At 64.1% G+C, this 11054-nt stretch carries 16 protein-coding genes; 9 read left to right on the top strand and 7 right to left on the bottom strand.

Annotated elements, in window-relative coordinates; genetic code table 11:
- Nucleotide 1: 1 nt before the first annotated feature.
- Nucleotides 2-745: a 4-phosphopantoate--beta-alanine ligase gene (locus E4S61_RS00885; RefSeq protein ID WP_135302022.1), complete on the bottom strand. Its 744-nt coding sequence runs from the start codon at nucleotides 743-745 to the stop codon at nucleotides 2-4.
- Nucleotides 746-851: 106 nt separating this feature from the next.
- The gene (locus E4S61_RS00880) at nucleotides 852-1682 is read right to left on the bottom strand and encodes a pantoate kinase (RefSeq protein WP_135302021.1); all 831 of its coding nucleotides are present in this window, start codon (nucleotides 1680-1682) and stop codon (nucleotides 852-854) included.
- A 344-nt stretch (nucleotides 1683-2026) separates the two neighbouring features.
- Between E4S61_RS00880 and E4S61_RS00875 the strand changes: the two genes are divergently transcribed.
- Complete coding sequence (locus E4S61_RS00875) at nucleotides 2027-2329, top strand: UPF0175 family protein (protein ID WP_135302020.1); 303 nt, start codon at nucleotides 2027-2029, stop codon at nucleotides 2327-2329.
- Nucleotides 2326-2838 (top strand): hypothetical protein, encoded by a 513-nt coding sequence (locus tag E4S61_RS00870; RefSeq protein WP_135302019.1) that lies wholly within the window; start codon nucleotides 2326-2328, stop codon nucleotides 2836-2838. The genes E4S61_RS00875 and E4S61_RS00870 overlap by 4 nt, the downstream gene beginning before the upstream one ends.
- 52 nt (nucleotides 2839-2890) lie before the next feature.
- On the opposite strand, the gene E4S61_RS00865 is transcribed toward E4S61_RS00870, so the two are convergent.
- Complete coding sequence (locus E4S61_RS00865) at nucleotides 2891-3133, bottom strand: HalOD1 output domain-containing protein (RefSeq protein ID WP_135302018.1); 243 nt, start codon at nucleotides 3131-3133, stop codon at nucleotides 2891-2893.
- A gap of 180 nt (nucleotides 3134-3313) precedes the next feature.
- On the opposite strand from E4S61_RS00865, the gene E4S61_RS00860 reads away from it, so the two are divergent.
- The 3 genes from E4S61_RS00860 to E4S61_RS00850 all read left to right on the top strand — a co-directional run bounded on the left by E4S61_RS00860 (nucleotide 3314) and on the right by E4S61_RS00850 (nucleotide 4371).
- A complete protein-coding gene (locus E4S61_RS00860) occupies nucleotides 3314-3625 on the top strand; it encodes a DUF7344 domain-containing protein (RefSeq protein ID WP_135302017.1) in 312 nt (103 codons plus the stop codon).
- Between the two features lie 108 nt (nucleotides 3626-3733).
- A complete protein-coding gene (locus E4S61_RS00855; protein WP_135302016.1) occupies nucleotides 3734-4132 on the top strand; it encodes a prefoldin subunit beta in 399 nt (132 codons plus the stop codon).
- Nucleotides 4133-4134: 2 nt separating this feature from the next.
- Complete coding sequence (locus E4S61_RS00850; RefSeq protein WP_135302015.1) at nucleotides 4135-4371, top strand: DUF3194 domain-containing protein; 237 nt, start codon at nucleotides 4135-4137, stop codon at nucleotides 4369-4371.
- A gap of 12 nt (nucleotides 4372-4383) precedes the next feature.
- Here the strand turns inward: E4S61_RS00850 and E4S61_RS00845 are convergent, their stop codons facing one another.
- Both E4S61_RS00845 and E4S61_RS00840 read right to left on the bottom strand, forming a co-directional pair.
- On the bottom strand, nucleotides 4384-4671 hold the full coding sequence (locus tag E4S61_RS00845; protein WP_209309427.1) for a hypothetical protein: 288 nt from the start codon (nucleotides 4669-4671) through the stop codon (nucleotides 4384-4386).
- A gap of 68 nt (nucleotides 4672-4739) precedes the next feature.
- Nucleotides 4740-5018, bottom strand: a complete 279-nt coding sequence (locus tag E4S61_RS00840; RefSeq protein ID WP_135302014.1) for a hypothetical protein — start codon at nucleotides 5016-5018, stop codon at nucleotides 4740-4742.
- Between the two features lie 73 nt (nucleotides 5019-5091).
- On the opposite strand from E4S61_RS00840, the gene E4S61_RS00835 reads away from it, so the two are divergent.
- From E4S61_RS00835 to E4S61_RS00825, 3 genes are all read left to right on the top strand, one after another.
- Entirely contained in the window at nucleotides 5092-5541 is a 450-nt protein-coding gene (locus tag E4S61_RS00835) for a bifunctional nuclease family protein (RefSeq protein ID WP_135302013.1), read from the top strand.
- 38 nt (nucleotides 5542-5579) lie between these two features.
- Nucleotides 5580-6236 carry an HAD family hydrolase gene (locus tag E4S61_RS00830; RefSeq protein WP_135302012.1) on the top strand — a complete coding sequence of 219 codons (657 nt, stop codon included), beginning with the start codon at nucleotides 5580-5582 and terminating at the stop codon, nucleotides 6234-6236.
- A gap of 116 nt (nucleotides 6237-6352) precedes the next feature.
- A complete protein-coding gene (locus E4S61_RS00825) occupies nucleotides 6353-8752 on the top strand; it encodes a bacterio-opsin activator domain-containing protein (RefSeq protein WP_135302011.1) in 2400 nt (799 codons plus the stop codon).
- 33 nt (nucleotides 8753-8785) lie between these two features.
- Here E4S61_RS00825 and E4S61_RS00820 read toward each other — a convergent pair whose 3' ends face one another.
- Together E4S61_RS00820 and E4S61_RS00815 are read right to left on the bottom strand one after the other, a co-directional pair.
- A complete protein-coding gene (locus E4S61_RS00820) occupies nucleotides 8786-9358 on the bottom strand; it encodes a DsrE/DsrF/DrsH-like family protein (protein WP_135302010.1) in 573 nt (190 codons plus the stop codon).
- A gap of 64 nt (nucleotides 9359-9422) precedes the next feature.
- On the bottom strand, nucleotides 9423-9665 hold the full coding sequence (locus E4S61_RS00815) for a sulfurtransferase TusA family protein (RefSeq protein WP_135302009.1): 243 nt from the start codon (nucleotides 9663-9665) through the stop codon (nucleotides 9423-9425).
- Between the two features lie 205 nt (nucleotides 9666-9870).
- Between E4S61_RS00815 and E4S61_RS00810 the strand changes: the two genes are divergently transcribed.
- Nucleotides 9871-11052: an MBL fold metallo-hydrolase gene (locus tag E4S61_RS00810; protein WP_135302008.1), complete on the top strand. Its 1182-nt coding sequence runs from the start codon at nucleotides 9871-9873 to the stop codon at nucleotides 11050-11052.
- Nucleotides 11053-11054 lie beyond the last annotated feature (2 nt).

The following is an 11054-nucleotide window of genomic DNA, read 5'->3' as shown; positions in this document are numbered from 1 at the left end:
TCTACTCGCCCTCCCGAATCGCGCGCTCGGCGGCCGACAACGCTTCGGCGGCGTCGAACGCCTCGATAGCTGCGGCCTGTGCGTCCGGGTCGTCGCGGAGTTCCCGCGCATGGTCGGTCACGTTCGGTATCGCCCGGACGATGTTGTCGATTATCGGGACTGTCGCCACCTGTGCCGACCGGCTGAGGGGGTTGAGGTCGACGACGAGCTCCGTCTTGCCCATCTCGCCCAGCGCCTCCGCCCGGTCACCGTCTTCCAGCGGGACTAACACCACGTCAGCACTCTCGATGCCGTCGGCGTCGACCGTCCCGCGCTCGTGGTCGAGTCCCGGAATACGACCATCCGCTTCGAGTCCCAGTACCTCTGTCGCGCCGTGTTCCCGAAGGAACTCGGCGATGGCTTCCATCCGTTCCTCGGTACGGTTGAACAGGTTCACTTCCAGCGCCGCGCCGGTCACCTCGGCCAGTTCGACGAGTTCGCCGGGGACGAGCGCCGACGCGTTGCCGTTGACGGAAATTACGGCGTTTTCGGCTTGGAGGAGGTAGGCGGCGGCGGCGCGTTCGGCGCGGTCGGCGCTCTGGATGGTCCGCTCGCCAAGCAGGTAGTCGTAGGCCTCACCGCGACCCTGCGCGATGAGTCCTTGTCTGGAGGTGATACCGCGGTCGACGCCGCGTTCGATTCGATGACGAGTCAGCAGTGACTCGTAGCGGGGGTGGCTCTCGGGGACCTCGACCTCGTCGCTCATAGTGTGCGTTCTATAGCCGAGTGTAGAAAAGTCGTCGGTCAGCGGCGAACGCGGACACTGTGGGTTCTATCGGTCACTGTCCTCGTCGACGCACATCGTCGCCGACTCACTCCTCGACGGTCGCCCCGGGCGGATACACTTCACAGACGTTAGCGTCGTAACCGGCGTCGGTCAGACCGGTTCCGATGGCGAACACCGTCTCGCCGAGCATTGCCATCCCGGCGTCGCCGCCGGCCGCCGTCACGTCCTCGACGACGCTTCGCACGCTCTCGGTCAGTAGATTCGCTTCGCGAGAAAACTGGCGGGCGGCGTGAGTGAAGGTTTCGAGTGTCGGCTCCTCGACCACCATCGAGAGAGCGCGTTCACCGGCCCGCGTCAGCGTCTCGGTGTCGCCGCCGACCACGTCGGCCGTCGAGAGTTCGCCGAGCGTATGATATTCCACGCGGGCGCGGGCGGGGACCGCGTCGACGTAGTTGTGCCGTGGCCCGCCGGGTTCGAGGCGAAGCGGTATCCCGCCGCGGGCCTGCCCGACCACGTCGCCCAGTCCGGTCCCGGCCTGCACTTCCGCGCCGTGGGCGACCGTCACTAGTTCGTTGTACGAGAGGTGGCGGTCGAAGACGGCGTTGGCCGCGAGCGCCGTTCCTAGCGCCATCGCACCGGAGACGCCGAACCCCGCTCCCAGCGGCAGCGGCGTCTCGGCGGTGATGGTCGCCGACGCTCGCAACGCATCCAACACACGCTCGACGGCCGCCATCTCGACTCGCTCGCCGTCGAGTTCGACCGTCGTCTCCGCGGCGGGTTCGACCGTCACCGAAACGCCGTCGGAGAGAGCCAGTCCGCCGCCGCGAGACCCGGTCTTCGTCGGGTCGTCGGCCCGGTCGACCGTGAAAAATCCGGTCACGTGCCCCGGGACGAACGCCCGTGCGTCGTCGCTCATGCCCGTGGTGTCGGGACGGCCCGCTTAACGGTTGACGGTTCTTCCTTCCGGGCCAAACCCGAGAAACGCGAGTGGTCCGCCGACGCCGAACAGGATCGCGACCGAGGCCCATCCCAGGCGTCAAAACCGCGAGCGGTCGGCCGTCTCGGTGGAGACGTACCAGCCACACGCTGTCCCGACGAGGAGGACGTACAGTCCGTAGCGAAGCAGGGTCATCTCGGCGGAAACCATACCGCTGCTTCGAACGGAGCGTGCTAAATCGTTCCCGGTATTTCACGCTCGCTGACACGCGTTTCCCCGACCCCTACCTTGATGTACGTTTACGTTACACTACTGCGCAAACGATGCCAACGATTAGCGCACGGCTTCCTGACGAGGAGAAAGCCGAACTGGACGAAGTGGCCGAACTGCTCTCGGAAGACCGCTCGACGACGATTCGGAAGGCGCTCCGAGAGGGACTGGAGACGCTTCGCATCCGTGTCGCCGTCGAGCAGTACCAGTCCGGCGATGTCTCCGCCGCCGAGGCCGCCCAGATTGCCGACCTCTCGATGGCCGAATGGCTGGACGTGGCCCGCGAGCGAAACCTGACGACGCAACTCGAACTCTCCGATCTCGAACTCGACGCCGACGCCGCCGCGGAGCTATGACGCGTATCTACATCGGTCCCACGTCGCTGTACAGTCTCGGGCAGGTCGGCGAACTCGCCCTCCTCGATGCCTTCGACGGCGATATCGTCATTCCGGAGCCAGCTATCGATGACGTTCGCGTCGAACCGACCGCGACGAATCTCTCGGAGTATCTCGAAACCGGTGTCGAGACGACTGTCGACGACGACCACGTCGAACAGGCCCGGTCGCTGCTCGGCGAGAAGGATATCGGCGCTGCCGTCACCGTCCTCGCCGGGGTCCTCGCCTACCGCGACCAGTCTGACCGCTCGGCCGTCGCCGTCGTCTCGGAAGACCGCACTGTCCGCCGGATGGCCCAGGGACTCGGCGCTGAAATCACCAGCAGTTTCGGCGTCGTCGTCCGTGCAGCCATCGAAGACAAATATCTCAGTCCGCGGCAGGCCAAACGTATCGTCCGTCGCATCGATCAGCATGGAAATCACCTGACCGGCGAGTTGCGCGAACGAGCAGTCGGTGAAGTGGCAGAGTAGCACCTCCGCACTCGCGGTACCGAGGGTGCAGAGGGAAAAGACAACCCGGAAGCTATATTGGTTCGATGCGTACGGTCTCGTCGGCGTCGACAGTGGCCTCGTACCCGTAGAGTTCGAACGTAATCTCTATCGACTCGGTCGCTTTGAGGAGCGCGTTCAGCGCCGCCGGGTCGGTGTATTGTGAGAGTGCCGGTAGCTCGGTCGGTTCTACGCCCTCTCTGTCCGCGATACGGTCGACGATCTCGTGAACGACCGACCCTACGGAGCCAGGACGAGACTCCTCTCCCATAGTCATTGTAACGGCACTTCGGACAGAATTAGCAAAACTCTATTGGATATTAAGCCGTTGTATTACTCCCGAATCAGATGAATATATACTCAGCTAGTTCGCTAATTTTGTGAGGTTCTACTTGCGTTGGTGGCTAATCCAAACAAAGCGTTTATATATAGATAGAATGACATAAAATCACTACCCATGCATCTGGACCTCGTCTATCGGGGGCTGGCCGACGAGATCCGCCGTACGGTTCTTCCCTGCGTGCAGGTCGGTGACACCGTCTCGCTATCGGCCCTCGCTGAGATGATAGCAAAATCAGCTACCACGGACGAAGTCGCCGATTCGGTCGAAACGCTGCGCGTCGAACTGTATCACAGCCATATCCCGCTTCTGTGTGACGCTGGCCTTCTGGAGTACGACGACCGACAATCGGTGGTCGTACTCACCGAACTCGGCAGTGAAGTCAAGTCAGAACTGCTCCAACCGTCACTCGAAATGACACAGCACTAAGTAGTCTTCACCAGCCTCGTCCTTCTATCGGCGAGCGCCGCCGCTCTTGACAGCCACCCACGAGTCCAGATGCGTGGGTTTAACACGCCGGACCCCAACCGTCGGAGTATGCAGGGCAATCTTCCGCCGGAAGCACAGGAGAAGCTCGAGGAACTGCAGGACCTGCAGGAGACCGCACAGCAGGTTGCCGCACAGAAACAGCAGGCCGAGACGAACCTTCAGGAATCCCGCACCGCGCTGGACGAACTCGACGACATCAACGAGGACACCACGATGTACCGCGAGGTCGGCGAGCTGCTCGTCAAGACGGAGTTCGACGAGGCACAGGACGACCTCGAAGAGAAGGTCAGCAGCCTCGAAGTCCGCGTCGAGACCCTCGAAAAGCAAGAGGAGCGCGTCCAGGAGCAGTTCGAGGACCTGCAGGGTGACCTCCAGCAGATGCTCGGCGGTGGCGGTGCAGGCGGCCCCGGTGGTCCGGCAGGCGGTCCCGGCGCGGGCGGCGCGTAAGGATGCCGACCGACGACGAGGTCGTTGAGACGGCCGCTTCTGCGGCCGAGAACGTCGTTTTCTCGCGGTTCGATAAGGGCGATGTCGAAGACATCGACGTGACGGTCACGTTCGAAGACGACGTTCTGGAAGTCGACGTTTACGTCAACGCGCCGGAGAGCCGTCTCGACGAGGAACGAGTCGCGGAGGACGCCGCGCTGGCCGCTCGGTCGGCCGTCGACGATCTCTTCGAGGAGTAGCGTTGCAGTCGGTCAGGTCCGGTCGCTGGCGAACCCGGTTCGGAACGCGATCCAACCCAGCGCGCTGACGAACAGAATCGGCGGGAGAATCATGAACCCCCACAGCGGGTCGAGTCCCCAGCCGAGCAACAACACGAGGTCGAAAAGGCCGATCGCGACGAACGGCGATATGTACTTCGTCGCCTGCCAGCGGTCGACGCCCTCCGTATTCAGTACGTCGTCTGAATCAGCCGACAGCAGGTCCTCCGTGGTCCGCTCGCTGCCTTCGCTTCGGACGCCGGAGTCGGCTGTATCGTCCATAGCTGGTCTCGGTCCCGGACGAGGAAAAAGACCGTGTTTGGTCGTCGGGCGTCACCGGACGCGCGCAGTCACTCTCCGAGCGTCCGCTGTCGGCCCGGCGTATCGGGTCGTGAGACGCCGCGAGAGCGGCCCACGAGGTAGCCGTCGGCGTCGTCCTCGGCCCACGGCGGGGCGTCCTGAATCCAGACCGGCGCGGTCGGCCCGCGACACGCTCGCGCCCACTCGCGAGCCAGCGCCTTCGACTCGAAAGTGCGACGCGGTCCCACCCGGTTGACCCACCGACCGACGCGGGCGCTCACCCGGCGCGCGGACGGTTTCACCACGACGTAGTAGCAGTCCTCAGCCACGGGCGAACTACAGGGCGGCGTCGGTAAAGCGCCCCGGCCTAGCTTTTCATACCCGCACACCAAACTAGTGGGCATGGAACACGAGGCAACGGTCGAAGGGGTCGGTGTCGGCGTCAGCGAAGAGGGGTCGGGAACGCCCGTCGTCCTCCTCCACGTCCGCGGCGAGATACTGCCGATTTTCGTCAGCTCCGACCAGGCCCAGTCGATGCAACTGGCCATCGACGGCGACCCCTTCGAGCGACCGCTGACCCACGACCTGCTCGTCGAGATGGTCGCGGAGTTCGGCAGTGCCATCGACCGCGTGCGCATCGACGACCTCGCCGACGGCACCTTCTACGCAAAGATCGACACGGAGCAGTACATCGACGACCGCCGCAAGGAGATGGTGTTCGACGCTCGTCCCTCCGACGGCATTGCCATCTCGCTGCGGGTGGACTGTCCGCTCGTCGTCTCCGACGAAGTCATCGACGAGGCCGGCCGCCCGCCCGAGGACTTCGACACCAACGACGAACTCGGCCGGTAATAGAAACGCTCTCGGAGAGTCAGCCCCGCTATTCTCACATGGGATACGACGCAGTCATCTTCGACAACGACGGGGTCTTGCTGACGCGGACCAGCATGGAGGCCCACCGTGAAGGGTCGCGCGACGCGTTCGCCCGCGCCGGCGTCCCCGACCCCCACCCCGACCACGTCGAGGCGATGAGCATCGGCGTGGACATCGCGGAACTCGAAGCGATTTGTGAGCGCTACGACTTGGACCCAGAGACGTTCTGGTCGACCCGCGACGCCGCCATCTCGGCGGCCCAGCAAGCCGAGATGACTGCCGGGAAGAAGCGGCCCTACGACGACATCGACGCGCTCGATGCGTTCGAGACGCCGCTCGGAATCGTCTCCTCGAACCAGCAGGAGACAGTCGAGTTCGCCTTCGATCACTTCGGACTCGCCGCACACTTCGAGACAGTGTACGGCCGGGAGCCGACGGTAAAGAGCCTCGAACGGAAGAAGCCCCACCCGCACTACGTCAAACGGGCGCTGGCCGACCTCAACGTCGAGGACGCCCTCTTCGTCGGCGACAACGAGTCGGACGTGCGGGCAGCACACAGCGCCGGCATCGACTCGGCGTTCATCCGCCGGCCACACCGCGTCGATACGTCGCTGGCGGTGCGTCCCGACTACGAGATCTGGGGGCTCGACGACGTGGTCGACATCGCCGAGTGAGACTTTTTCCCGCTGTCACTGCACGCAGTGAGTGGTAACCAACGTCGGACTACAGTGACGTAGTTGACGTGGACGCCGAAATCACGCTTTCGTACCCTACGCGTTGACCGGGGTGTATGAAGAAGTCGGTTGGCGATTCCGCTGATGAGGCTGGGGGAGAGAGCGGCGGGATGGGAAAAGAGACACCAGCGGCCCTGTTGACCACGCTGGTCGCGCGGATTCCCGAACCCGCGTTTGTCGCCGACGAGGAAGCGACTATCGTTGCTGCCAACGACCCGTTCGGGGAACTGTTCGGACGCGCCAGCGACGCAATCGTCGGCGAGTCGCTGCCGTCGCTGTTCCCCTCGGTGACCTGCGAGACCGTCGCATCGGCCGCCGACGGCTCGGACGAGCCGATCACCGCTCGCTGCGGGGACGAGTCCGAGAGCTGGATCGAGCTGACCGTCGAACGGCACCGCTCGAACGGACGGACGCGATTTCTCGTCGTCGGCCACGAGGTTACCGCCCACCGGGAGCGCGAACGCGAACTCGACTGGTACCGCCGGCTCGTCGAGGCGATGGGTGACGGCGTCTACACCCTCGACGAGTCGTTCGCCGTCGAGACGGTCGACGACACCGTCGCGGCGCTGACCGGCCGCGACCGGGAGGACCTCGTCGGGTCGGACGCGGACGTGTTAGCCGCCGACTCGACCGTCGAACGAGTCGCGCAGTTACGCGAACAGCTACTCGACGGGGATCGCGAGGACGTGACACTCACCGGAGAACTCGAAGTGGCCGACGGGGAACGCCTCCCGGCCGAGACGCGGTTTTCGGCGTTCGAACGGGCCGACGGCGCACAGCAGACAGTCGGCGTCGTCCGGGACATCAGCGACCGACAGCAGTTCGCGCGCACGCTCGAAGCCCTCCAGAAGTCGACGAGACGACTGCTCCACGCGAAGACCACCGACGAGGTGGCGACGATCATCACCGAAACCGCAAGCGACGTTCTCGACGTACCCGGCGCGACCGTCTATCTGTTCGACCGGGCGGAAAACGTCCTTCGACCGGCTGCAGTCGACGACGCGTCGACGACCGACGAGCAGCCGGCGACCGTCGGTCCCGACGAGGGCCTCATTTGGGATGTCTTCGTCGACGACGAGGGCGTCACGCTCGGGACGGGCGATATGTATCGCCCGCTCGACGACCACGGCGTGCTCTCCGTCCGGGCACCGACCTCCGAGCAGAACGGTCGAACCCGAGAGCTCGTAGACCTGCTCGCAGACACCGCGAGGGCCGCGCTTGCACGAGTCGACCGGGAGACGGTCCTCAGAGAGCGCGAGGCCGAACGCCGTCACCAGAACGAGGAACTCAGGCAGTTGAAACAGGTCAACGCCATCATCCGTCGGGTCGACCGCGCGCTCGTCGAGGCCGAAACCCGCGAGGAGATCGAGCAAGCCGTCTGTGACGAACTGACGGAGTCACAGTGGGTCACCTTCGCGTGGCTCGGACGGTGTGAGAACGCGAGCGTCGAACCCCGAACGTGGGACGGGCGACCGGAGGGCTTTCTCGAAACGGTCTCGACGTCGGCGGTCGGCGACGGCGGGACGCCCGCCGTCCAGACCGCTCGGTCGGGCGAACCGACCGTCGTTCCTGCCATTGCAGACAACCTCAGAGGGGAGCACTGGCGAACCGAAGCGATCTCCCGCAACTTCCAGTCGGCCATCAGCGTCCCGCTGAGATACGACGACTTCCTCTATGGCGTATTGACGGTCTACGCCGACCAGGCGGACCGCTTCGGCGAGACGCTCCAGTCGGTGTTCGTCGAACTCGGCGAGAGCATCGCCAACGCGATTCGGGAACTGGAATCGCGCAAGCGCCGGTTGACCGACAGCGTGGTCGAACTCGACCTCTCGCTGTCTGCGCCGGACTGCCTGCCTGTTCAATTGGCACGGCGGTTCGACTGCGCCGTGACCTGTTCGGGCGTGGTTCCGAGCGACGACCGGACACGGCTGTTTCTCCGGATCCCTGACCGGGACCTGGCGGCCGTGAGCGAGTACGTCGAGGGAGTCCCGAACGTAGAATCCGTCTCCTCGATCTCGGACGACGGGGTCTACGAGGTGGTCGTCGGCGGGCCGACAGTGCCGCGAACCGTCGTCGAACAGGGGGCTCGACTCGGGACGCTCGAAGCGACTGCCACTGGCATCGAACTCGTCGTCCACCTCTCCGCCGAGACGAACGTCCGGACGTTCGTCGAGCAACTTGCGAGTCGCTACGCCGACGTACAGTTGGACGCACGGCGAGAGAAGGCGACACGACACTGGAGGAAAAGCGGGACGCGCGCTGCGCTCGAAGAGCGCCTCACCGACCGGCAACTCGAAGTGCTCCGGACGGCGTACCTGAGCGGCTTCTTCGAGTGGCCCCGAGAGACGACCGGCGAGGAGGTCGCGTCGATGCTCGACATCACGCAGCCGACGGTGAACCGCCACCTCCGCGTCAGCGAGCGAAAGCTCTTAGACCTCGTTTTCGGCGACGTATGAGCATCTTCCAGAGAGAAACGATCGGCTCGTCGATCAGACCAGCAGTTGGATATCGCTCTCAGCCATGTCTTGAATCGCCGTTGCAGCACCCACGCCGGTCGTGACGCCGTCGTAGAAGTCGTCCTCGTCGTAGTCCATCAGGTCGATAGTCATCTGGCAGGCCTGGAACTCGACGCCCATGTCCAGAGAGGTCTCGATGAGTTCCTCGATGGTGGCCGTGTCGTTGTCGTCGATCTTCTTTGCCATCATCTTCGTCGTCATTCGGTCCATCCCCGGCAGCGCGCCGAGCACGTTCGGGACGGGCATGTTCGGGTTACCGACCGAGCTCAGTTTGAGGTTCTTCGAGCGCTCCTCGTGGAGGATGTCCAGTCCCCAGAACGTGTGAAAGACCGTCACGTCGTAGCCGAAGGCGGCGGCGGTGCTGGCGAGGATGAGCGGCGGGTACGCCATGTCCAGCGTGCCTTTCGTGGCGATGATGGACATCTTCTGCTGGCCGTCGTCCTCGGTCGCTTCGGCGAGCGATTCCTCGAGTTCATCGATGCGCGCGGCGAGTTCGGCACGGGTCGGGGCCTCGTCGCCGGACGCGGTGGGCGTATCCGTACTCATGAGTGGAATGTGGGCTCAGTCGTCGTCGGTCCGTCAGTGGTGATTCGGCTTCGCTCCATTCTGGTTACTCCGTCTTGCGGACGTAGTGTTTGAAGATCTCCTCGCCCTCATGTTGGTCGAGGAGTTCGACGCCGTCGGTCGTGTCAGCCCACCCGCCGAGGTCGCTCATGCTCCCCGGGTCGGTGGCGAGCACTTCGAGGACCTCGCCCTGGCTCAACTGGTCGACGTTCTGCTTGGTCTTGACGACCGGCATCGGGCAGTTCTGTCCTTTCACGTCGAGCGTCTGAGTGACTTCGTATTCAGTCATGGTATTGTCTTCACCATCCAATATTGGGTGCAGTATAAAAAATGTATCGGTAGTAATCACAAACTCACACACATCTCTATCGCGAGTGCGCGCTCGAATTGGATTTAAGACGTTTTTCAGTGGCTTTCGTGTTCGTCGTATTGCACAGATTTTGAACTACTATACAAAGCCTTATTTGGGAGCAACCGATAGATGGGAGTGAACGATGACGCAAGGTGCCAACCCCGACACCAGCGAAACGGTTGCATCGACCACGCCTGCCGAACTGAAAGCCCGCATCGATCGCGGCGAAGACGTGTTCATCCTCGACGCGCGTTCGGAAGGTGACTTCGAGGAGTGGCGCATCGACGGCGAGTCCGTCGACGTCGTGAACTACCCGTACTTCCAGTTGCTCGACGGCATCCCCGAGGACCTCCACGAGGAACTCCCGGACGACCAGCGCATCACCGTCCTCTGTGCGAAAGGGGGCTCCAGCGAGATGGTCGCCGAGCACCTGGAGGACGAAGGGTACGAGGTCGACCACCTCGAACGCGGCATGAAAGGCTGGGCGCGCATCTACGAGTACCAGGAACTGGACGCGGCCAACGACGTGACCGTCGCGCAGTACCAGCGCCCGTCGAGTGGCTGTCTCGCATATCTCGTCGTCTCCGACGGAGAAGCCGCAGTCGTCGACCCGCTTCGCGCCTTCGCCGACGAGTACGTCCAGGACGCGAAGGCGCTCGGAGCCGACCTGACGTACGCGCTCGACACGCACGTCCACGCGGACCACATCTCTGGCATCCGCGACCTCGCGGCTGGAACCGACACAACGGCAGTCCTGCCCGAAGCGGCCGCCGGCCGCGGCGTCGAGTATGACGTGGACTTCGAGACGGTCGAGGACGGAGAGACGCTCTCGCTCGGCGACACCGAAATCGAGGTCGTTCACACTCCCGGGCACACGACTGGGATGACCGCCTACAAGGTCGGAAACGTCCTGTTCACCGGCGACGGTCTCTTCACCGAGAGCGTCGCCCGGCCGGACCTCGAAGACCCCGAGGCCGCGAAAGATGCCGCTCGGACGCTCTACGAGAGCCTGACCGAACGCGTCCTCTCGCTGCCCGACGACACGGTCGTCGCTCCGGCGCACTTCAGCGACGCGGCGACGCCCGCCGCCGACGACACGTACACGGCCGAACTCGGCGACCTCGAAGCGCGAATGGACGCGCTCTCGATGGACGAATCCGAGTTCGTCGAGTTCATCGTCGCCGACATGCCGCCACGGCCCGCGAACTACGAGGACATCATCGCGACCAACCTCGGGCAACAGTCCCCCGACGACGAGACAGCGTTCGAACTCGAACTCGGGCCGAACAACTGCGCCGCCAGCGAGGACGCGCTGACTAACTGACG

This window comes from Haloarcula amylovorans (assembly GCF_004681185.1).
GTDB classification, from domain to species: domain Archaea; phylum Halobacteriota; class Halobacteria; order Halobacteriales; family Haloarculaceae; genus Haloarcula; species Haloarcula amylovorans.
This window is presented reverse-complemented; position numbering and strand designations above follow the sequence as displayed.